General features: G+C 70.3%; 19 protein-coding genes. 3 read left to right on the forward strand and 16 right to left on the reverse strand.

Annotation, left to right across the window (positions count from 1 at the left end; translation table 11 throughout):
• The first annotated feature begins 53 nt into the window (after window positions 1-53).
• Both AC6CCG_RS28215 and AC6CCG_RS28220 read left to right on the forward strand, forming a co-directional pair.
• Window positions 54-1,688 carry an extracellular solute-binding protein gene (locus tag AC6CCG_RS28215; RefSeq protein ID WP_496658169.1) on the forward strand — a complete coding sequence of 545 codons (1,635 nt, stop codon included), beginning with the start codon at window positions 54-56 and terminating at the stop codon, window positions 1,686-1,688.
• Window positions 1,689-1,717: 29 nt separating this feature from the next.
• Window positions 1,718-3,664, forward strand: a complete 1,947-nt coding sequence (locus tag AC6CCG_RS28220; protein ID WP_496658094.1) for an NHL repeat-containing protein — start codon at window positions 1,718-1,720, stop codon at window positions 3,662-3,664.
• 9 nt (window positions 3,665-3,673) lie between these two features.
• On the opposite strand, the gene AC6CCG_RS28225 is transcribed toward AC6CCG_RS28220, so the two are convergent.
• The 9 genes from AC6CCG_RS28225 to AC6CCG_RS28265 form a co-directional block, all read right to left on the reverse strand.
• A complete protein-coding gene (locus tag AC6CCG_RS28225; protein ID WP_496658095.1) occupies window positions 3,674-4,516 on the reverse strand; it encodes a hypothetical protein in 843 nt (280 codons plus the stop codon).
• Window positions 4,517-5,545: 1,029 nt separating this feature from the next.
• Entirely contained in the window at window positions 5,546-7,015 is a 1,470-nt protein-coding gene (locus AC6CCG_RS28230) for a hypothetical protein (RefSeq protein WP_496658096.1), read from the reverse strand.
• Window positions 7,016-7,655: 640 nt separating this feature from the next.
• Complete coding sequence (locus tag AC6CCG_RS28235; RefSeq protein ID WP_496658097.1) at window positions 7,656-7,859, reverse strand: TetR/AcrR family transcriptional regulator C-terminal domain-containing protein; 204 nt, start codon at window positions 7,857-7,859, stop codon at window positions 7,656-7,658.
• Between the two features lie 186 nt (window positions 7,860-8,045).
• Entirely contained in the window at window positions 8,046-9,128 is a 1,083-nt protein-coding gene (locus AC6CCG_RS28240; RefSeq protein WP_496658098.1) for an LLM class flavin-dependent oxidoreductase, read from the reverse strand.
• Entirely contained in the window at window positions 9,125-10,477 is a 1,353-nt protein-coding gene (locus AC6CCG_RS28245; RefSeq protein WP_496658099.1) for an LLM class flavin-dependent oxidoreductase, read from the reverse strand. The genes AC6CCG_RS28240 and AC6CCG_RS28245 overlap by 4 nt, the downstream gene beginning before the upstream one ends.
• Entirely contained in the window at window positions 10,470-11,219 is a 750-nt protein-coding gene (locus AC6CCG_RS28250; RefSeq protein ID WP_496658100.1) for an ABC transporter ATP-binding protein, read from the reverse strand. Before AC6CCG_RS28250 ends, AC6CCG_RS28245 begins: the two co-directional genes overlap by 8 nt.
• Entirely contained in the window at window positions 11,195-12,067 is an 873-nt protein-coding gene (locus tag AC6CCG_RS28255; RefSeq protein ID WP_496658101.1) for an ABC transporter permease, read from the reverse strand. Before AC6CCG_RS28255 ends, AC6CCG_RS28250 begins: the two co-directional genes overlap by 25 nt.
• A complete protein-coding gene (locus tag AC6CCG_RS28260) occupies window positions 12,064-12,843 on the reverse strand; it encodes an ABC transporter substrate-binding protein (RefSeq protein ID WP_496658170.1) in 780 nt (259 codons plus the stop codon). Before AC6CCG_RS28260 ends, AC6CCG_RS28255 begins: the two co-directional genes overlap by 4 nt.
• Before the next feature lie 266 nt (window positions 12,844-13,109).
• Window positions 13,110-13,688 (reverse strand): flavin reductase family protein, encoded by a 579-nt coding sequence (locus tag AC6CCG_RS28265; RefSeq protein ID WP_496658102.1) that lies wholly within the window; start codon window positions 13,686-13,688, stop codon window positions 13,110-13,112.
• 164 nt (window positions 13,689-13,852) lie between these two features.
• Here AC6CCG_RS28265 and AC6CCG_RS28270 point away from each other — a divergent pair, with 164 nt between their 5' ends.
• A complete protein-coding gene (locus AC6CCG_RS28270; RefSeq protein ID WP_496658103.1) occupies window positions 13,853-15,166 on the forward strand; it encodes a DUF1266 domain-containing protein in 1,314 nt (437 codons plus the stop codon).
• Here AC6CCG_RS28270 and AC6CCG_RS28275 read toward each other — a convergent pair.
• Genes AC6CCG_RS28275 through AC6CCG_RS28305 form a run of 7 tightly spaced genes read right to left on the reverse strand, consistent with a single transcriptional unit; the run spans window position 15,147 to window position 21,905 of the window.
• On the reverse strand, window positions 15,147-15,962 hold the full coding sequence (locus AC6CCG_RS28275; RefSeq protein ID WP_496658104.1) for an inositol monophosphatase family protein: 816 nt from the start codon (window positions 15,960-15,962) through the stop codon (window positions 15,147-15,149). The two genes, AC6CCG_RS28270 and AC6CCG_RS28275, sit on opposite strands and share 20 nt — an antisense overlap.
• Window positions 15,959-17,176: an alpha-D-ribose 1-methylphosphonate 5-triphosphate diphosphatase gene (locus AC6CCG_RS28280; RefSeq protein WP_496658105.1), complete on the reverse strand. Its 1,218-nt coding sequence runs from the start codon at window positions 17,174-17,176 to the stop codon at window positions 15,959-15,961. The genes AC6CCG_RS28275 and AC6CCG_RS28280 overlap by 4 nt, the downstream gene beginning before the upstream one ends.
• Window positions 17,173-17,952: an ATP-binding cassette domain-containing protein gene (locus tag AC6CCG_RS28285; RefSeq protein WP_496658106.1), complete on the reverse strand. Its 780-nt coding sequence runs from the start codon at window positions 17,950-17,952 to the stop codon at window positions 17,173-17,175. Before AC6CCG_RS28285 ends, AC6CCG_RS28280 begins: the two co-directional genes overlap by 4 nt.
• Before the next feature lie 12 nt (window positions 17,953-17,964).
• Window positions 17,965-19,734 (reverse strand): alpha-D-ribose 1-methylphosphonate 5-phosphate C-P-lyase PhnJ, encoded by a 1,770-nt coding sequence (locus AC6CCG_RS28290; protein ID WP_496658107.1) that lies wholly within the window; start codon window positions 19,732-19,734, stop codon window positions 17,965-17,967.
• Window positions 19,715-20,866 carry a carbon-phosphorus lyase complex subunit PhnI gene (locus AC6CCG_RS28295; protein WP_496658108.1) on the reverse strand — a complete coding sequence of 384 codons (1,152 nt, stop codon included), beginning with the start codon at window positions 20,864-20,866 and terminating at the stop codon, window positions 19,715-19,717. Before AC6CCG_RS28295 ends, AC6CCG_RS28290 begins: the two co-directional genes overlap by 20 nt.
• Window positions 20,866-21,486 carry a phosphonate C-P lyase system protein PhnH gene (gene phnH / locus AC6CCG_RS28300; RefSeq protein WP_496658109.1) on the reverse strand — a complete coding sequence of 207 codons (621 nt, stop codon included), beginning with the start codon at window positions 21,484-21,486 and terminating at the stop codon, window positions 20,866-20,868. Before phnH ends, AC6CCG_RS28295 begins: the two co-directional genes overlap by 1 nt.
• Window positions 21,483-21,905 carry a phosphonate C-P lyase system protein PhnG gene (locus AC6CCG_RS28305; protein WP_496658110.1) on the reverse strand — a complete coding sequence of 141 codons (423 nt, stop codon included), beginning with the start codon at window positions 21,903-21,905 and terminating at the stop codon, window positions 21,483-21,485. Before AC6CCG_RS28305 ends, phnH begins: the two co-directional genes overlap by 4 nt.
• Between the last annotated feature and the right edge of the window lie 257 nt (window positions 21,906-22,162).

The raw sequence follows: 22,162 nt of genomic DNA on the forward strand, positions 1-22,162 counted from the left end.
TGATCGTGTCCATAATTGGGGCGCCTCAGGTTGACGTAAGGATGCGAGTGACCATGGCCAGTTCGATGATCAGCCGGCGGGACCTCCTGGCCGGCGGCACTCTTGCGGTGACCGGCGCGGCGCTGCTCGGAGGGTGCAGTACCTCCGGCCAGACCGAGAACACGGACGCGGCCAACCGTGCGGTGACGTTGCCCGCCTACGTCCCGTACACCGGGATCAAGGCGGACCTGCCGTCGACGAACGAGGCGGTGATGCCCGGCTTCCTGAGCTATCCGAAGGGAGACGTCACCGCCACCGAGGGCAAGCCGTTGGCCAGTGGCAAGCCGCTGACGATCTTGACCAACACGAACACCCAACTGCCGCCGGCACTGAACGACAACAAGTACTGGCAGGCCGTCAACGACGCGGCCGGCGCCGAGCTCCAGTACACGATGGCCAATGCGGCCGACTATGTCGCCAAGCTGAACGTGGTCATCGCGGGCGATGATCTTCCGGAGATCGTGTCGATGCGGCCGTTGGCCGACCTGCCGCGGCTGCTCGAGGCCCGGTTCACCGACCTGAGCGAGCACCTGTCCGGCGACGCGATCAAGAAGTACCCGAACCTGGCCAACATCCCGACCATCTCGTGGAAGTCCTGCGTCTACAACGGCGGCATCTACGGGATCCCGCTGAACCGGCCGGCCGCGGCCGGCGAGATGCACGCCCGGCTCGACATCATCAAGGCCAAGGGTGCGAATCCGGAGCCGAAGAGCTACGCCGAGTTCCTCGAGATGTGCCGCACGGTCAACGATCCGAAGCGCAACAAGTACGCGATGGGCAGCCCGCAGTCGACGCTGAACTTCCTCAAGGAGATGCTCGGGCTGCCGCTGAACTGGGGTGTCGACGAGGCGGGCAAGTTCACCCATGTCGCCGAGCGGGAGGAGTTCCGCCAGGCCCTGGACGCGGTCACCCAGCAGTGGAACGAGGGGCTCTACCACCCCGACTCGTTCACCCAGGAAACCCTGCTGGCGCAATGGGTCGGGACCGGAGCCGTCGCGGTGAACAACGGCGGCGCGGGGTCGGTGGCCGGCTACTTGATCACCTATGCCGCGGTCGCGCCGGAGATGGAGATGGGCGTGCTGGTGCCGCCCAAGTGGGACGGCGGCGGCGACGGCCAGAAGCTGCTCGGCCCGGCCGTGTACGGCCCGGCGGTGCTCGCGGTCACCAAGACCACCCCGGAGCGACTGGCCGAGATCCTGGCCTTCTTCAACTGGCTGGCCAGCCCGTTCGGCACCGTCGAGCAGCGGCTGCTCACGTACGGCATCGAGGGCCACACGTTCGAGTACAAGGACGGCGACCCGGTGAAGACCAAGACCGGCGTCCTGGAGACCAACCTGCCGGTCAACTACACCGGCTCGCCGCCGGTCGTGAACTTCACGCCGGGCCGGCCGGAGGCGACCGAGATGTATCACGCCTACCAGGAGCGGTGCGCGAAGAACAGCCTCCCGCTCGCCACCCAGGGTCTCTACTCCCCCACCCAGCAGTCCGACGGCGCCGCCCTGGACAAGAGTCTGGTGGACGGCATGAACGACGTGATCACCGGCCGCAAGAAACTGGCCGACTTCGACGCCGTCGTCTCCGCCTTCCGGTCCGGCGGCGGCGACAAGATCAGGACCGAGTACGAGGAAGCCTACGCCGCCGCGCGGTGATCAACTTCGCCCCGAGGAGAGAGCACGCCATGGCGCGCCGCTTCGCCCTGCCGCCTGCGCAGGATCCGTTCGTCAACACACCGCTGATCAGCCTCGGCCCAGGTCCGGACGGGCAGGAACGGTTCTGGATCACCTCCTGGAACAGCGTTTCCGGGACCCAGGCGATCATGATCACCGAGGACGGCCGGTCCGAGCTGCACCGCTTCCCCGACGATCCGGGCTTCTACAGTGCCGGGCCGGAGAACTCCGACATCCTGTGGCTCTGCGGGAATCTCGGGACGGTGGCCCGTTACGACCTGCGGACCCGGGAGCTGGAGCGTTTCGAGACCGGGGCGCCGTCCGCCCTGATGTTCGGCGGCATGGTCGTCGATCCGGAGTCCGGGAAGCTGTTCGGGCTGGCGTACCCGCCGCCGGATCCGACCGCGATGAGCTTCGACTTCCGCAGCCGCACGGCCGGGCCGGTGACCTCGCGGCCGTGTGCCGAGCTCTACTCGGCCTCCCACTTCGCCAACGGCGACGGCACCTTCACCCTGCTCGCCTTCAATCCCGATCTGGCCTTGCTGCGTTGGGATCCGGCCACCGAGAAGGTGACCACCACGCTGGCCAGTGAACTGCTCGGGCGGCCCTGGCACTGCACCGAACGGTCGACGATCAGCGCGACGATCACCGATGAGGCCGGCCGGGTCCACCTGCCGGAGCTCGGCTGGTACGACCCGATCGGGCAGCGCCTGGTCGACGGCCCGATGGCGCCCGCGCGGATGAACTGGTTCGCGCTCCGGGACGGTGTCGCGTGGGGTTCGGTGATGGCCGGCGAGATGCTGACGGTGGCCCGTTGGGACCTGGCCAGCGGCAGGCTCACCGAGCTGTGCCGGATCCCCGACGGGACGATCCAGGGAACCCGGCTGACCGCGTCCGGCCGGATCGTCGCGGTGACGATGTTCGGCACGTTCCACCTGATCGACGCCGAGACCGGCTCGCTGTTGCACGCGCGCCACGTACCGTCGGATTCGGTCGGCCACGTCGACTGCGTGCGCCGGATCGACCAAGATCGACTGCTCGGCACGACCTTCATCACACAACGGTTCTGGAGCCTCGACCTGAGGACCGGCGCCGGCGAGGATCTCGGCCGGGCGGCGCCGGGCAGCGGTGAGGTGCTGCAGACCTGGAAGGTCGACGGCCGGGTCTACCTGGCCGCCTACACCGGTGCCGAGCTCGTCGAGTACGACCCCGACCGGTCCGCCCGTTTCCCGGAGAACCCGCGGGTCGTCGCCAAGCCGGCCACCGGAATGCGTCCGGTCGCGGCGGCCGACGACGGCCGGATGATCTTCTACGCGTCGAGCCACCACTACGGCGAGCTCGGCTGCGTGCTGACCCGGTACGACACCCGGACCGGGTTGGCGCACTATGCCGACGATCCCCTGCCCGGACAGGCGATCCGCAGCCTGGTCTTCGATTCCGCGGGCACCGCACTGCTGGCCGGGACGACGATGGAGGCGGACTGCGAGAGCGCGCCGCCGTCCGCTGATCATTGCCTGTTCGCCAGGATCGATGCCGAGACGATGGCAGTGATCACGACCACGGTGGCGCCGGCCGGGACTCGGGTGGCCAGGGTGCGCGGCGCGATCGACCACGATCGTTTCCTGGCCACTGTGGCCGGCACGTTCGAGGGGCGGAGCGAGAAGCGCTGGCTGGTATTGCCCGACGCCGGCGCCTGGCCCGAACTCACCCTGGCCGACACCCGGCCACTGCCCGACGCCGCGACTGTGGTGGTGCCGACCGGGATCGCGGGGCTGTTCGTTCTCCGTACCGCGGCCGGTTTCGCCCTCTGGGACTTCCGCGGCGGCGACCAGGCCCGGCTGGCCACCGTCTGCGACGATCCGGACGCGTACCTCTGCGAGATCCAGGACGGCTCGATCCACGTCCTGCTCCCGGACTCCGTCCTGATCGACGACGACCTGCTGTCCCGTTTCGCCTGATCCTCGGGGTCAGGGCCGCGGCAGCCAGGGCCGGCGGTTCACCGCACGCTTGAACGCCTCCGCATGGAAGGCGGCGCCGCGTTCGTCGCCGTTGCGGTCGTTCCACCAGGCGTTCATGATCATCTTGAATCCGGCCCACCAGTGGACCGCTGTCTCGGTCCGGTCCTCCGGTGTGATGTCGACCCGGCGGATGAACTCGGCCCAACGTGGCTGCGGCAGGAAGCCCCAGATCTGGCTGCCCACGTCGCGCAGTGGATCGGACAGGTCGACCAGATCCCAGTCGAGCAGGTACGGCCGGCCGTCGGCGATCACGTAGTTGTGCCAGTGCGGATCCGGATGGATCGGCCGCAGCGCCATCTGCGGCAGGGCTGCGGACTGCTCCCGCCACCGTTGCAGCCGGAGCTGCAGGTCGTGATCACACAGTGACGCCGACGTCGGTTCCGGCTGCGAGTCGATCATGGTGACGGCGTCCGGCACCGAGAGTCGCCAGTCCCCTGGCCTCCCTGCGAGGAGGCGCCGGAGTGGCTCGTCGTTGAGATAACGACCCACCAGGTCGGCCCACCGCGCCAGGTTCCCGTCGAACCAGGCATGATCGGGATGCGGCCCGTCGATCACCCGCTGCACGACATACTCCCGCCCCTCGTGCACGCCGTTCCCCAGGATCGGCGGCGTGACACCAAGATCACCGAGGCGGATCAGAATCTCGACCGGGGTCGCGACAAGCTTGACCGCGACCGCCTCACCGCCTCGCTCGGCCAGCCTGGTCATCCCCGTCGATCCCCGAACCTCGGACACCCGCCAACCCGTGCCCGGGAGCACGGCCCGGACGAAGTCCTCGGTCAGTTCAGCCATGCTCCAGACCTATCAGGCGAACCTGGAGTGTCGCGATCACATTTCTGTCGTCAGCCCAGCCCAGGACAGCGACGACGACCTGAGCCCGAGCGCAACAGTCAGTCGCCCGGCGCGGAGCTCAGCGGTGGCGGTCCGATCTTCAGCAAGTGGAGACCGCTGGGACCGAGAACGCGCGGGCGCGAGGTCAAGCGCGCCCGAAGGAAGGGGCGCGACCGTGCTTCGCACACCGGCCCCGACCGCGTCCAACTGCCGGGCGCCGAGTGGCAGGATCTCGACGTGCAGTGGCTCAGGCCACCTCGGCGATCCGACCTCGCGATCACCACAGAGGCGGACTCGCTGGCAGCACCGGCGCCTGGTAGGTGGCGCCCGTGGACTGCTGGTGACGCGGGCGCGACCACGAAGGCCGGCGACGCCGGCGCCGTTGTGCTCGCGGCTGAGCCGAAGCCCATCCGCCGGTCGGCAGACGATCGCGCTCCTGTTCGGTGACGACAAGCCTCCCGGAAGGCGCGCTCCTGGGCCCGGTGAAACGGAAGGTCGTCACGAAAGGTTCGCGCGGCGGGGATTCACTGCCGCAGCACGCGAGCCAACATCCGTCCCGTCTCAGGGAGCGAGGGTGGGCGGAGAGCACGGGCGGCCAACCCTGCACCTGGATCATGATGCCCGCGAGGTTCGCGACTGTTACGTGATCATGAATGAGGGCAAGGCGACCACGGTAGGGTTCGCACAGCTGGCCCCGCTGTGCCCCGCCACCAACAAAGGAGCGGCGAGGGCAGATCATGGTGCCGTTGTGCCTGACCCGACGGCACCAGCGGTTCCAGCCGAGCAAGATCGGGTAGACCTCATCCGGGAGCCAGCGTTCCCTGTTGAAGGAGGCGGAGCGGAGCGATGGTTGGCTACCGTCGGCTGGGGCGAGGGCGGTGGACCAGTCACCCTCGGCGAGCTGAGCAAGCACCAGACCCGGTTCTGTCTCGGTGCACGTAGCTGAGTCCCACCGTGTTCTGCCGCAACGACCCGCTCGATCCGGCGCGCTCAGCGAGCGATGGCGGCCCAGAGGACGTGGGCGACCGGTCCGGTACCAAGATCATGAGTGCCGGAACGATTCGTCAGATACACATTCCCGTGCGGTGACCGGAAGACCATCGTCGTCGGATCCGGCCTTCGCCGCCACCAACCGCCGTGGGTCACGGCGCGATGCTCGTTCCGGGCCAGCGGGACCAGCTTCTCCACTCGCGTCTGGCCAGGCGGCCCGTTCGGCTGGAACGGATCCGTGTGATCAAGATCGAGCTTCCGAGTCGCGGTCGACCAGGGGAACGCACTCGCCGGTTGCCGCAAGAACGCGTGGCCGCGGTGCCGATCCGGGATCTCGTAGGCGTCCACCGGCGGCGGAGCATCGTTCAAATCGATCACCGGCCGCACCACGACCCGATCATGACGCAGCCACTCACCAACGACACTCTTCAGAGACGGGCCGACCCCCGGCACCCGGCACACGCCATCGGCTTGAGGTAGGTCTTCGGCCGCGATGTGCACCACCACCGTCGAGGTCGGCACTAGGACCTTCGGGTCGAGATTGGCCGCGAGCCGTTCCACCGCAGCCTCGAAGATCGTCGACTCCACGTCGACCGAGCCAGGGCGGTCCCTCAGGGCCGGGTGCACGTCGGACTCCTCCACCACCACTTCGGGCTCGCCTTCGGGAGTCAACGCAGCGACGGCCTCGGCGAGTTCGTCGTCGAACAGCTCCGGTTGACGGCGCTGGGCCCGCAACCGGGTGACCGCGCCGACATCACCCAGCATGCCGAACGCCTCAGCGCGCCGCTCATCCGCAGTGCCCTCGGTCAGGCAGTCGGCCAGCTCCTGGACCTGGGCATACAGCCGCAGTGCTGCCAACGGCTCCAACCGCCCGAACACTGCTTTGTGCCCGTTGTCGTCGGTCTGCGACAACCACACCCCGCGCTGCTTCCGGCGCTGCTCGTAATCGGCCCGCGCCCGCTCACCATCGACCCGCAGCATCTCCGCCTCCGCCGCGTCCCGGAGTTTGCCGTAGGGCTGCGTCCCGGCGAACCACGCCACGGCCCGGTCCACCTGTGCTGCCTGCGCCATGGTCATGCGGTGGGTCAGGCGGGCGATCTTGCAGGCCTGCCACTCCTCCACCTCACAGCGCATCGTCTTCGCCCACAACAACGGCAACCTGTGCCGCAGATCGAGCACGTCCCCGATGAACAGCATCCCCGCGGCATGGCCCTTGCCGATCTTGGCCAAGAACTCCACCATCGCAAGATCATTCACCGCCGGCGTGCCTTCACCACCCGGCCTGACCGCCTGCGCCAACCCCGGCCCGGTCTCCATGATCGACTCCGCCGGATGAGCATCCACCCACGCGACCGTCCAGACCAGCAGTTCGTTCGCCGCCGCGATCCGGGCACGCCGCAACCCGCCCGCAGCTTTCAGGATGTCGGCGGTGCCGTACCCGGCAGCCTTCGCCTCCAACGATTCGAACATACAGATCATTCTAGCTCACCGGGCTGACAGAAACCCAACAAAACAAGGGATCTGTGGACAGCTCGGGCACGAATTCTCCAGGAGGACTGGGGCGCCGGGCCAAGGGTTCCGAGCGCGCGGTCGCAACGCCGCTGCGCCAATGATCAGCTTGCGCGTGACCCCCTGTGCCGTGCCCGGTGATCCAAGGTCGCCTCATGATCAGCGCACCAGGCCGGCCTCACGACAGCGGGGCCAGCGAATGCGCGTCTCTGCATTGCCACCTCGCCCGGAGCGCCCGAATCGCCGGATCACCCTGGATCGACCGGACCGCTCGGACCACCGGTTCACCTAGTGCGCCCGGACCCCGGACCCACCGGATCACCCGAACCGCCTGGATCGCCCGACCACCCCGACTGCCCCGACTGCCCCGACCGCCCCGACCGCCCCGACCGCCCCGACCATGATCACTTGGCTCCAACCGTGGCCGTATGCCCCACCCCGAGAGGTCGGCATTCGCACGCTTGGCCTACGCCCGGCGACACTCGCCCCGCGGCGACCTCTCCCACGATGCCGGCGACCACCTTCCGTGCCGCCCTCGACGACTGGGCTCCAGTCCCTTGATGACCGGCGGGACCTCAGTCAAATTGAAGGTCCTCCCTGGTCACGTCGCGGCATACCGCGCGACCGTGGTGCGGACGGCCTCGTCGACCACCTTCGTGACACGTTCGGCGCTCGCCTCCCAGCCCGGCACGAGGAGCGTCGGCCAGATGACGTAGTTGGAGGTCATGCCCAGGAACTGGGTGGCTGCATGATCAGCACAGACGCGCCGGCTGGAACGACGCCGCGCCTGATGCGTCCTTGGCACACCTACCCGAGCGGATCCGGCGAGCCGTCAAGATCACGCCCGCAGGCACCGCGAACGCACCCTCGACATCGCGACCGTGGGGCGCAGCACCGGCCGACCGACCCGGCTCGAAATCTGAGCTGCCAGCCGGCTGATGCGGATCAGCTCCTTCCTCGGTCCGACCGACCCTGAACCGTCCCGCGAAGCTCACCCCACGTCGACGCCCGCCGGCGTCTTCAGCAGCGGCAGAAGTTGATCACCGATGCGGGCGACCTCGTCGAGGTACGGGGTGTCGGAGAGGACGAAGTGACTGACGCCGAGGTCGGCGTAGCGGTGCAGGGCGGCCGCGACGTCGTCCGGCGAGCCCACCAACCAGGTCGTGCCGGCTCCTCCGCCGCCGTACCGGCCCGGCGCCGTGTACAGGCAGCTGTCCAGCACCTCGCCTCGCTCCGCGAGCTGGTAGAGCCGCTGCTGACCGACGGCCCGCTTCCAGTTCTGGCCGATCTCGCCGTGTCGCGCGGCCATCGCGGCGACCCGCTCCTCCGCGACCCGCCACGCCTCCTCCGCCGTCGGCCGGATCACGGTGGTGACCCGGAGCCCGAACTCCAGCGGCTCGTGCGCCCGGCCGAGCTCGGCGCTCAGGGCGCGGAGCCGGTCGATCCGTTCGGCGATCCCGTCCAGCGGCTCGCCCCAGAAGAGTTGGACGTCGGCCTCGACCGCCGAAACCCGTTCGGCGGCCGGTGACGCGCCGCCGAAGTAGAGTCTCGGTTGCGGCCCGCGCTCCGAGGCGTACGGACCCGGCCGCACGGTCGAACCCTCCACGGTGAAGAACTCACCGCGGAACGTCACCCCTTCCTCCCGCCAGAGCCGGCGGACCAACCGGAGGAACTCCAGCGTGCGGTCGTAACGCCGGGCCGGGTCGCTGTGGACGTCGCCGTACGCGGCAAGATCATCGACGCCGGTCACGATGTTGATCAACAGCCGGCCGCCGCTGAGTTGATCAAGGGTTGCGGCCGCGGCGGCGAACTGGGCCGGCTGCCAGTAGCCCGGCCGGATCGCCACCAGCGGGCGGAACGTGGTGGTCCGGGCCGCCAGCGCGGTGGCCACCGTGAAGGTGTCCGGCCGACCCCAACCCGCCCCGAGCAGCGCTCCGGACCAGCCGTGGTCCTCCACCGCCCGGGCGTGCCGCACCGACAGGTCCAAAGACCCCCAGCCGTCCACCACGTCGTCGCCGCGGTGCCCGGGCTCGACGGTGTTCGGGATGTACCAGAGGAAGTCGCGCCCGGTCATCCGGTCACCGCCAGGTCCGTCGTCGCGGCGGCCGGTCTCGGCAGCCCGTAGTGATCACGCAGGGTCCGGCCGGTGTACTCGGACCGGAACAGCCCGCGCCGGACCAGGATCGGGACCACCTCGTCGACGAAGGTCTCCAGCCCCGACGGCAGCACCGGCGGCATCACGTTGAAGCCGTCCGCTGCGCCATGATCGAACCAGTCGACGATCGCGTCCGCCACCTGCTCCGGCGTACCGGTGAAGGTACGGTGCCCGCGGCCGCCGCCCAGCCGCCCGATCAGTTGCCGGACCGTGAGCCGCTCGGCGCGAGCCAGGTTGACGATCAAGGTGTACCGGCTCTTGGCGCCCTCGATCTCGTCCTCGCTGGGCAGTTCCGCCGGCAGCTGTGCGTCCAGGTCGAGTTCCTCGGGACGCAGCCGCAGCGTCCTGGCGAGTTGATCACGCGCATACTCCGGCCTGATCAACTCGTCCAGCTCCCGGTCCAACGCCTGTGCCTCCGCCTCGGTGGATCCGAGCACCGGAACGATTCCGGGCAGGATCTTGATCAGCTCCGGGTCCCGGCCGAGGGCCGCCGCCCGTCCCTTCAGGTCGCGGTAGAAGTCCTGCGCGTCGGCGAGCGTCTGCTGGGCGGTGAACACGGCCTCGGCGTACCGGGCCGCGAAGCTCCGGCCGTCCTCGCTGCTGCCGGCCTGCACGATCAGCGGATGCCCCTGCGGCGACCGGGGTACGTTGAGCGGCCCGCGGACCCGGAAGAACCGCCCGGCGTGATCGACGGTCCTGATCTTGGACGCGTCGCCCCAGACGCCGGAGTCCTTGTCGGCGAGCGCCGCGTCGTCGGCCCAGCTGTCCCACAGTTGCGCCGCCACGTCGAGAAACTCGGCCGCCCGCTGGTACCGCTCCGCGTGCGCCGGCTGATCATCGAGGCCGAAGTTGCGGGCCGCCTCCGGACCGGCCGTGGTGACGACGTTCCAGCCGGCCCGCCCGCCGCTGACATGATCGACGGAGGCGAACCGGCGGGCCAGGTTGTACGGATCGTTGTAGGTCGTGGACGCGGTGGCGATCAGGCCGATCCGCTCGGTCACGGCCGCGATCGCGGTGAGCAGCACGGTCGGCTCCAGGGAACCGGCGGGACGCCGGCCGACGTCGCCGCGCAGCACCGGAGAGTCGGCGAAGAAGATCGAATCCAACTTCCCGCGCTCGGCGATCCGGGCCAGCCGTTGGTAGTGACCGACGTCGGTGTTGGCGTACGGATCGCTCTCCGGCAGTCGCCAGGACGCCTCGTGGTGCCCGGTGCTCATCAGGAACGCGTTCAGGTGCAGCGTGCGCGGGACGATTTCATGATCAGACATGGACGGACTCCTTCAGGCCGAGGGCCGACAACAGGTGTTCCCGGATCCGGGCGAACGCGGGGTCCGCCACGGTCCGTGGCGCGGGGACGTCGATGCCGACCTCGGCGGTGATCACGCCGGCCTCCAGCACGATCACCCGGTCGGCCAGCACGATCGCCTCGTCGACGTCGTGAGTGACCAGCAGGACCGCCGGCCGGTGGCGCTCGCAGAGCCGGCGGAGCAGGTCGTGCATCCTGATCCTGGTCAACGCGTCCAGCGCGCCGAACGGCTCGTCGGCCAACAGGAGCTGCGGATCCCGGACCAGCGAGCGGGCCAGCGCCACCCGCTGCTGCTCGCCGCCGGAGAGCTCGTTCGGCCAGGCGCGTTCCCGGCCGGCCAGGCCGACCTCGGCCAGCGCCTCGCGGCCCCGTACCGCCGCCGCGGCCCGGGAGTCGTCCAGCCCGAGCACGACGTTGTCCAGGACCCGTTGCCAGGGCAGGAGCCGGGAGTCCTGGAAGACGACCGAGATCTTGTCCGGGACGTCCAGCCCGCCGTCACCGGCCACGTCGTCGTCGAGTCCCGCCAGCGCCCGCAGCAGCGTGCTCTTGCCGGACCCGCTGCGCCCGATCAGGGCGACGAACTCGCCGTCGGCGATGGACAGGTCGACCGCGTCGAGCACGGTCCGGGCACCGTAGCGGCGGGTCAGGCCGGTCACCCGGACCGCCGGCTGATCTTGATCTAGTCGGCCAGCGTGCGTCGCCATGACAGCCCCTTCCGTTGAATCAACCGGACCAGGCCGTCGGACCCGAGGCCGAGCACGCCGTACACGACCAGTCCGACGATGATGATGTCCGTCTGCCCGTACGTGCGCGCCAGTTCCATCATGTAGCCGATCCCGCTGGTGGCATTGATCTGCTCCACCACGACCAGCGACAGCCAGGCCCCGGTCACCGCGAAACGCAAGCCCAGCAGGAATCCCGGCAGGGCGCCGGGCAGCACGACCTGCCGGATGAAGGCGCCTCGGCCCAGCCCCAGCGACTGCGACAGCTCCACGTAACGGCTGTCGATCGCGCGCAGCCCGTTGTGGGTGTGCAGGTAGATCGGCACGAACACGCCGAGGGTGATCGTGATGATCTTCATCGGCTCGCCGATGCCGAACCACAAGATCAACAACGGCAGCAGGGCCAGCGACGGGATCGCCCGCTTGAGCTGGACCGGTCCGTCGATCAGCGCCTCACCGGCCCGGCTCAGGCCGGAGATCAGCGCCAGCACCAGGCCGAGGGTGACGCCGAGCACGAACCCGGTCAGGGCACGCGCCGCGGAGGTCGCCAGGTTCGCCGGCAGCCGGCCGTCCACGGTGAGCTCGATCGCGGTGATCACGACGGTCCACGGCGCCGAGAGGATCCGCGGATCGATCCAGCCGAGGGCCGCGCCCGCGGCCCAGGCCGCCAGCAGCAACAGCGGCCCGATCGCGATCGCGAACGGGATCGGCCGACCCAGCCCGAGCCGGGTCGTGCGGCGCCGGCGGGCGGTCGTGCGCCGCTCGGCCCCGCGGCGCTCGGGTACGGCAGCGAGGCCGGCCGGGGCCTCGAGCCGGACGTCGGCGCTCACGACGCACCCCCGGCCTGCTCGAACGCCTCGGCCGCGACCGGGACGAACCGCGGGTCGTACAGGTCCTCGGCCCGCAGCGGATCGTTGCCGGTCTCCGCCGCGAGCAGGTCGATCGTCTCCTGATGCCGTACGTAGACGTCGGCGAGATCGGACGGCACCTCGATCGTCCCGGTCCGCTCGACCAACCACCGGCCGTCCTCGGCACTCAGGCCCTGGTCGGCCACGTAGTAGCCCTCGATCCACTCCTCGGGGTGCTCGTCGACCCAGCGCGCCGCCCGGGCCCAGGCCGCGACATAGGCCTTCAGCGCGGCGGCCTTGCCCGGATCGGTCAGCGAGGACTCCAGGGCGTAGACGTGCCCGGGGTCGTCCCGCAGCCCGTGCTGCACGGTCGCGGCACCCTCGCCGGCGTACTTGGCCAGATAGCGCTTGATCTGCACGCCGCCGATCGGCGCGATGTCCACCTGGCGGGCGGCCAGCGCGTTGGCGTAGACGTCACCGGTGCTGGGCAGTTCGACCAGCTGGACGTCGGCCTTGGTCAGCCCCGCCTTCTGGAGTGCCTTGAGGACCAGTGCACCCTGCGCCTGGCCGGGCGAGAAGGCGATCTTCTTGCCGCGGAAGTCGGTCAGCGTGGTGGCCGTGACGCCCGGTGCGACGCCGAACTCGTACACCGGATGGTGCAGCGGGTCGACCCGGAACCTGGACGCGATGATCTTGGTCTGCAGCCCGGTCCAGCGGGCGTGGATCGGCGGGATCTCGGCGACCGAGCCGGCGTCCAGGGCACCGGCCCGGAACGCCTCCGTGGTCTGTGGCCCGCCGGAGAGGTTGGCCCATTCGACGAACGGGAGGCGGTCGAGCTCTCCGGACAGCTGCAACGCCTTCTGGGTGGTCGGGTCGCCGACGATGATCTTGGTCCCGGCCGGGACCTCGTCCGGCAGTGGCGCGTCCAGGCCGAGCGAGCCGCCGGCCGGCTGGCCGGCAGCCACGGCGCAGCCGGACAGGGCGAGCAGCAGGCCGGCCAGTGCGACGAGGACTCTGCGCGTGATCATCGACCGCCCTCCGTCCGGGTCCGGTCCTCGGGGCGGACGACCAGGCCGTAGCCGCCGTCGTGATAGACCAGCGGCCGGTACGGTCGCCGTACCTCCGCCGTGAGCAGCCGGAGCACGATGATGTGATGATCACCGACCGCGAACCGGTGGGCGATCCGGCCGTGCAGCCGGCTCGGTGCATCGTCCAGGACCGGCGTGCCGTCGGGCAGCGCCGACCAGCGCGTCGGCCCGGCGAACCGGTCGATTCCCTTGCTCGCAAAGCGAACGGCGATCCCGGACTGGTCCGCGTCCAGGAAGTTGATCGCGGCGTGATGGGCGCGGTCGACGGCCGGGAAGCTCGACGAGCCGGCCGCGAGCGAGAACGAGACCATGGCCGGTTCGAGGGAGAGCGAGACCACCGACGTCGCGGTGAAGCCGACCGGCCCGGTCCCGGCGTCGGCGGTGATCACCGCCACGCCGTCGGCTCGTTGCCGGAACACGGAGCGGTAGAGGTCCGGAGCGATGGTGGGCTCCGGGTCGGGCGGCACCAGGCTGAGGTCGGGCCTTCTGGTACCGAAAGCGGGGTGAGCTGACATGGAGGGACTGCCTCTCGGTAGAGAGATGATCAACAAGCTGCAGCCGTTCCAGTTTCACACAATCCCCAGTAGCTAAATAGGGAATCTCGTCATGCGGTCACCGGCCACCGGCAGGCCCGACCGGGTTTCGACGCCTGACCTGGTGCGGACCTAGGGTTTGCGGAATGGCGAGAGACGAGAGCACCGGCTCCTTCGACGACGTCAACGTCGTCAACGACCTGGTCGATGTCGGGTACGAGGTCGGCGAGGCGGACGACCACGACGAGGTCCTCCCGAGCATCGAGGAGCCGGCGGACGGCCCCTGGCTTCCACCGACCCCGGTCGAACGACTGCTGTACCGGGACAAGGACGACTCGGACGTCTCCGGTTACCTGTCGATCCTGGCGACCGTCGGTGTCTACCATCCGGTGGCGATCATCCATGCCCACGAGGAACCGGCGCAGCGGCAGCCGATCATCACCGACCTGGGCAGCGGGCTGCGAGCCATGTCCGTCTACACCATGGATGTGCTGCCTCGACCGCACCCGAAGATCGTGTACGAGTTCACCAACCTGCGCGGCCTGGCCGGGATGCTCGAAGACGTCGACATCCTGCTGGTCAACCCGCAGACGCCGTGCCAGAACGTCCTGCAGCTCGGTGACACCATGATCAGACTGATGCTCGACCTGAACGAGGAGTACTGGCAGTCGGGCTACTACCACGGCCGCATCCTCACCCGGCAGAGCAACGCCACCGAACCCGGCGATCTCCTGCACGGACTGGCCTGCGGTGCGCAGCTGTGCGCCACGAACGGCTATGCCTGGAACACCACGGAGCACCACGGCCACGGCTACAGCGCGGAGCGCGCACTGCTGGAGAAGTGGTGGGACGTCAAGGTCCGCGACGAGTGGCGGGAAATCCAGCGCCGGCTGCTCGACCGTGAGGTCGGGTCGTCGGCGTGGGACGACGTGCTGGACACACGCAACCGGCTGGCCGACCACTTCGGTGGCCCGGTCGAAGCCGCCCAGTGGCGCCAGTACGACGAGTCGGGGCTGCGGCAGCACGTCGCACAGTCCGGTGATCCCGCTCAGCCGGGCGCGAATCCCCGGCTCGACGAGGTCATTGCGAGTCGGCGCGACCTGATCACCCGGATCTCGTGGTACGAGGGGCGCTTCCGCGAGGACGGGCTGCTTCCGCAGGACGGATACGTACGCTCGACCGCCGCGTGGGACCTCGGCCGGGCCTCGGCGATGGCGCGCTGGGGCCGGAGCACCCGGTTCTGCACCCAGGCCGAGATGTTCGACGCCCTCCGCGAGCTCAGCCAGGAAGCGCGGCGCCGCTACGCCTCATGGCAGGAGTTCGGCGTCGGCTATCTGCTCGGCCGCTGCCTGCACTTCGACGACGAGAACTTCGGCACCTGGTACACCGAGGCCAAGGACAACCACGAGCGTCTGCTCAGCTACGAGTTGAGTCCCTGGCTCACCGTTCCGTTCCACTGATCACCTCGACGATCTCCTCGGCCAGTTCCTCGGTCGCGGCGACGACGCCCGAGTAGCGCCGAGTCAGATCATGATCGAATTCCAGCGGCCGGCCGAACGCGTCGCAGACGTGCCCGCCGGCGATCGGCATGATCACCATCGCGGCCGCGAGATCGACCAGCCGGTGGGTGTCCGAGCCCGGATCCGCGAACGCGTCGACGGCGCCGGTCGCGACCAGCATCGCCTCCAGACAACTGGACGACAGGATCCGGACTCGGCCGGCCCGGCGGTACAAGGCCATCCAGGTTTCGGCGGTGTCGCCGCGGGCCCCGTGCTTCGGCCGCAGCAGGGACAGGGCCTGCCCGGCCAGCCGGCGTGCACCGCTGGTCCGGTACGGCGCCGGTTCGCCGACCTTGGCCGCGATCGTACGACCGGTCTCCAGCCAGCAGGTCAGCGCTTCGACGGGACGGCCGTCCTCGAGCAGGGCCGCCGAGTAGCAGGACAGCGGCACCCCGGCGGCCGCGTTCGCCGAACCGTCGACCGGGTCGACGACCAGGGTCAGCGCGCTGCCCAGGTCGACGAAGCCCGCCTCCTCGCTGAGCACGTTGACCCCGTGGTGCCGTGCCGCGGCCAGGATCCGCTGCTCCACCAGGTCGTCGATCAGCATGGTCGGCGTACCGTCCGCGCCCATCCGGGTCTCCGCGGAGAGTTCCTCGCGCCCGTACCGCTGCTGGGCCTCGGCCAGTGCCACGAAGGCGGCCCGGCAGGTGTCGGCCAGGGCCGGATGGACGTCGCCGAGGACCAGCTCCGCGGTCATCGGCTGCTCTTGAACGTGGCCAGCACCGTCGGCCAGCCGGCACCCCGGTCGTCGACCAGGGCGAAGTCGGCCAGCAGGCCCGGCGCGATCCGCCCCCGGTCCTCGAGCCCGGCCACCGCCGCCGGTCCCGCCGTGACCAGCCGCGCCGCGGCCGGCAGCTCGGCGACACCTGAACGGACCAGCGTGAAGACGGCGCCGAGCAGGGCGCTCGGCAGGTAGTCCGAGGCCAGCGCGTCGACCAGGCCGAACCCGATCAACTCGGCCGCGCCGACGTTGCCGGAGTGGGACCGGCCGCGGAGCACGTTCGGCGCGCCCGCCACGGAAGTGAGGCCGAGGTCGCGGGCCCGGCGCGCCGCCTCCACCGTGGTCGGGAACTCGGCCGTGGTCGCACCGCGCTCGTGCAGTTCGTCGATCGCCGCGGCGGTGTCCGGGTCGTGGCCGAGCAGCCGGATCCGGCCGGCCCGGGCCAGTTCGCCCAGCCAGGCCAGGTTGTCCCGGCGGATCGGCTCGGTCCGCTCGGCGTCGGTGAGGATGTCCGCCACCCGCCGTTCCGCCGCGTCGCGATCCAGTCCGCCGTCGCCCATGATCGCCTTGATCAACACCTGCTGATCGGCGTACTGACCCTGGCCCGGCGTGTGGTCCTCGTGCGAGACCAGCGGCTGCGCGCCTTCGGGCAGTGAGTCCAGGCGCCGCCGCAACAACTCGGCGCCACCCTCGGACCGGACCGCGAACCGGTGCAGCACTCGATGATCAACTCGGGACGACGAGTGCGCGTCGACCGCCTCGCACAGCTCCAGGGCTCGCTCCGGGGACCGCTCGGTGCCGCCGGCCGCCTTGTGCTGAAAGCCGGCCCCGTGGAAGATCGTCGTCACGCCGGCGGCGGCCAGCTTCGCCTCGTACGAACTCAGTGCGAAGTCCCACGGCAGAACGGCGTTCGCGCGGGGTGCCCGTTCCTTCTCCAGGGCATCGCTGTGGACGTCGATCAGGCCCGGCAGCAGCAGTCGGCCGCGGGCGTCGACGTCGGACGGCAGGACCCGCTCGGTCACCTCCGCGATCAGCCCGTCGGCGATGATCACGGTCGCCGGCTCGGTGACCCGGTCGGCCAGCACGACCCGGGCGTTGCCGATCCGGTACGAGGCGGGCGGCTCGCCCACCGGCCAGCCGGAACCGGTCACCCGTCGTTCATGATCAAGTTCGGTCTGTGCGGAATTCATACGTACGCCTCCTCCATCACATCGTCGAGGGCCCGATGGCCCGCCGCCAGCACCTGGGCCGGCGGCCCGTCCGCGACCAGCCTGCCACCGTCGAGCACCAGCACCCGGTCGGCCATCCGCCGGATGATCGCGAGATCGTGGTAGACCGCGAGCACGCTGACCCCTTGTTCGGTGAGCTTCTCGATCACGGTCAGCGCGCGGGCACGGTTCGCCGGGTCGAGGGCGGAGACCGGTTCGTCCAGCAGCAGCAGGCGCGGCGGGCTGACCGTACCGGCGGCGAGATTGACCCGCTGCCGCTCGCCGCCGGAGAGCAGGCTGCAGTCGACGTCCCAGAGCCGTTCCGGCAGACCGAGCAGTTCGAGGGACGCGGCTGCGGCGGCCCGGGCCGCGTCGGCGTCGAGCCCGCGGCGCTGGGCCGCACCCGCGACCAGGCGCAGCGGACCCTGCCGGGGCGGCGCGACCAGGAACTGCGAAACGTACCCGAACTCTCGGCCCCGCAGCCGCGCCATCCGCCGGTCCGGCAGTGAGGTCAGCTCCAGCTCACCGGTCTCGGTGTGCAGCACCACCCGTCCCGAGTCCGGCCGGTAGTTGCGGTACAGGCAGCGCAGCAGGCTGGACTTGCCGGCCCCGCTGGCACCGGCGATCGCGAGATGCTCGCCGGCGGCCAGAGTGAACGACACCGTGTCCAGCGACTGCACGCGTCGGCCGCCGATCGCGTGCAGGGTGAAGGTCTTGGTCAGGTCGGCGACGGTCAGGATCGGGGTCTTCATGATCATTCAGCCTTCCGGTCAGTGCTTCGCCGCCGCGACGAGGCGCTGGGTGTACGGGTGGTGCGGGTCGGCGAACAGCTGGTCGGTCAGGCCGGTCTCGACCACCCGGCCCTGCCGCATCACCAGCGCCCGGTCGGTCAGTGCGTCGATCACCGCGAAGTCGTGACTGACCACGACCACCGCGATCTCCCGCTCGGCCAGCAGTTCGCGGAGCAGGTCCAGCACCCCGGCCGCGACCGACGCGTCCAGCCCGGTGGTCGGCTCGTCCAGCAGCAGTACCTGCGGATCGGTGGCGAGCGCCTTCGCGATCTGCACCCGCTGCCGCATGCCGCCGGAGAACTGGCCGACCACGTCGTCCATCCGCGCCAAGGGCACCTCGACCCGCTCCAGCAGTTCGGCGGCCCGGTCCCGGATCGCGTGGTACGAACGCCAGCCGGCCGCCGTGAGCCGGTCGGCGATGTTCCCGCCGGCCGAGATGCCGAGATCGAGGCCGGCCGCCGGGTCCTGGTAGACGACGCTCAACGTACCGATCCTCAAGCCCCGGCGCTCGGCCGGATCAAGATCGAGAATGTTCGTCCGGCCCTCCCCCACCGAGCCGAGGAAGACCTCGCCGGTGGCCTCGAGCTCGTCGCCGATCAGGCAGCGCATCACGGTCGACTTGCCCGAGCCGGACTCGCCGATGATGCCGAGCGCCTCGCCCGGCGCGACGTCGAAGCTCACCTCGGTCGCCGCGACCACCTCGCTCGAGCCGCGGTAGCCGCGGTAGGTCTTGCCCAGGTCGGCGACCTTGATCGACCACTCCTCCCCGGGCGCCGTGATGCCGGCCGGCGGTGCGGTCCAGACCCGGCGTTCGGCGCCGGCGGTGGCGCGGACGCGGCGGGCCGGGTCCGGCAGCAGGTGCAGCGGCGACCGGTCGCGATGATCATGGTCGGCCTGTCCGGCCCGGACCTTGAGGCACCACTGGACGTCGGAGCAGATGAAGTCGCCCGCGGAGGTCTCGACCATGAAGGTGTCGTCCGAGCCGCACAGGCCGCACCGGCTGCCTGCCGTGTACTCCACCTCGAACGGCACGTCGGTGAACGTCAGCGGCTCGACCTTGGTGTGCGGCGGCACCGCGTAGATCTTCTTGTCGCGGCCGTGGCTGAGCAGGGTCAGATGATCACTGTCGTCGAGCCGCGGGATGTCCCAGCGCGGGATCGGGCTGGGCGCCATCAGATAACGATCGTGGACCATCACCGGGTAGCCGGCCCCGCCGCTGATCACGCCGTTCTGCGCCAGGCCCTCGTAGAGCCCGACCCACATCTTCGCGTAGTCGCCCTCGGCGTGCCGGCGCTTGCACTCGTACACCGACTTCTCCACCTTGCGCAGCGGTTCGGACTGGGGCACCTGCAGCACCAGGATGTCGTCGGCGTCCAGCTTGTCCTCCGGCACCCGGTGCCGGGACTGCACGATCGAGGCGTCCAGGGTGTCCGCGGTGGTACGGCAGCGCAGCGTGCCGGCGATCAGCCGCCGCAGGTTCACCGCGTTGACGCCCTCCTCGTCGCCCTGGTCGATCACCTTGACCGCGTCGTCCGGGCCGCCGATCGCGAGCGTGACCTGGAGCCCGCCGGAGCCCCAGCCGCGGGCCACCGGCATCTCCCGGGAGCCGAACGGGACGATGTAGCCGGGGACGCAGACGCCGGACAGGCAGGCCCGCCGGACCTCCCGCTTGGCCTGTTCGTCCAGCACCACCGGCGCCGCGTCCTCCGGCCGGTCCTCGATCAGTCGATCAAGCGTGGTCGTGATCATGGTCGCACTCCTCCTCTTGCTCGAGCGGCACGGCTTCGGTGGCCGGGACGGCCTCGCCGGCGGCCGCCTCGGCCCGTTCCAGCTGGGATCGGAACGTCACGTAGTGCGGCAGCTTGAGATGCTCCAGGAAGCCGCAGGAGGCCAGTCCGTCCGTGGTGTGCAACAGGATCTGGTCGAGCCGCCTACCGCCGTCGGTGCCGCGGAACCGGTGCGCGGCCAGATCGAGACTGGCCATCGCGATCGTCTTCCGCTCGTTGTGGCCGAGTGCCATCCCGTAGCCGACGTCGAACCTTGCGGCGTCCTCGCCACGGTCGGTGAGGTGGGTGATCGCCTCGGTCTCGGTCACCCGGATCCGGCCGATCTGCACCGGGTTGCCGGTGTGCGGATGGCGGACCCGGACCGGCACCCGGCCGTGCCGTACCTCACCGAGGGTGACCGACTCGTCGGTGTAGCCGTCCGGGCCGATGATCGACTGGTACCAGATGTTGATCAAGCCGCCGGTCTCGGCGAGCGCCATCGCGGACAACAGGGCCGACCGGTCGGCCGGCAGCTGCGGCGCCACCAGAGCCAGGTCGAACGGCTCCGGGTCGTCGGGACCGTGGCGGTCGGCCAGCACACCTCGGTCGGCCAGGTAGTCGCGGTAGCGGCGGAACGGTACGTCCTGCGGCGGCTCCGCCGGCTCTTCGTCGGGAGCCGGCGGTTCGACCGGCAGCGGCGGTTCGCTGTCCCACGGCGCGTCCGGCGGGTGCAGCAGGCGGGCCGTGTAGTCGACGGTCTCGCCGAGCAGCTGCGGGCCGTCCGGCTTGCGGTGGGCCGGCACGATCCGGCGCAGCAACTCCAGTTCCTGGGGATTCACCGGTTCCGAGTACGCCAGCCGCGGCAGGGTCGACCGGTGCGCCCGGAGCAGGTGCACCGCCTCCGCGGAGTCGCCGCCGGCCTGCAGGAACGCGGTGGCCGCGGTCCGCGGATCCCACAGCCCGCCCTCCCCCATGATCTTGTCCAAGGCACTCGGGAAGCCTTCGATCACCTGGTCGACGGTGATCATGCCGTCCAGCATCGCCCGCCGCTGCAGCACCAGCCGCTCGGCCGCGATGATCGCCTCGGTGCCGCCCTTGTTCGTACCCGCGTACATCAGCCGACCTCGATCCGGGTCGTCCGCGGGATGCCGATCATGGTCCCGTCGTCGGTGATCAACACCAGGTCGACACCGGTCGGGAACGCCGCGGTCAGCTCGGCCCGCGCGGCGAGGAACGCGCCGCTGAGCCCGGTGACCGTGATCTTGGTCGTGTCCTTGATGCCTGGCCCGCTCAGCGTCAACTCCGTGCCCTGAGCCTGTCCGAGGGCCGCGACCCGCTGGCTGAGCAGGGCGCCGAACTCGGGCGACCAGGTGCTGCCGACGGGCAGCCGGAGCAGCTCCTCGTGATCATCGTCGAGCGCTACGGCGAACCTCGCCTGGTCGGGTTCGACGTACCGGGCTCCGGTCGCGGTCGCGATCCGGCGGGCCAGACCGGCCGCCCGGCCGAGACCGGTCAGCGGTGTCATCAGGTCGGTCAGGGCCAGCGGGACCAGCGCCGCAGCAGGAACTTGGGCGGGCAGTTCGCCGGTCGGCAGCCGGTGCGCGGTGCCGGGCCGGGCCAGCGCGCCGAGGCAGGCGCGGAACACCTGCTGGGACGCCGTCGGCGACAGGGCGGGGAGCACCGGCCACGCGGAGCCGGGCGCGGCGGTCGGTGTGGAGCGGGCGGTCAGCGTCACGGGATCTCCTCGAACTCGACGACGGACGGAGCCAGCCGGGCCCATTCGGCGGCCCGCTCGGCCTCCCGGCGGGCCCTGCCCTCACGGCACAGGTCGAGCACCCGGCTCGCGTACGGGCCGGACGAGACGACCTCGGCGTCGCAGATCGCCGCCGCCAGCGCGGCCCGCCGGTCAGAACCCAGCCGCATCCCCCAGCCGAGGTGGCCGCGCAGGCTGACCTCGGCGGAGCAGGCGAGCGCGTCGGCGAGGATGAATCGCTGCTCGGCCACGGGTTCGCGGACCTGGGTGACCACACTGCCGACGGTCGGCGGCCTGGTGATCATGAGGTCGGGTTCGTCGGCGACGCACTCGTCGGCGAGCGCGATCAGTCCGGACGCGTCGATCATGCTCAACTCGGAACAGACGTCTTCCCTGGTCATCGCATCCATCGGGCCTCGATTCTCGGCGGGGTGCTGGACGTCTCCGAGCCTGCAGCGCCAGCCCTGCGCCAGACTCGCCGCAACCTGACCGACCGATGAACACCCCAGAAACACCGGATCCCGTTGTCACCTCCGCGAGATCACCGGACAACGTGGAACCCGGCGCCGGGTCTGGTGCCCTCGAAGTTCCACGTTGACCCTGGGATGGGCGTGCCGCAGTGTCGACGAACCGACGCCGTGGCTCGGATGGGCCGTGA

The sequence above is a fragment of the Microlunatus sp. YIM B11417 genome, from assembly GCF_059617205.1.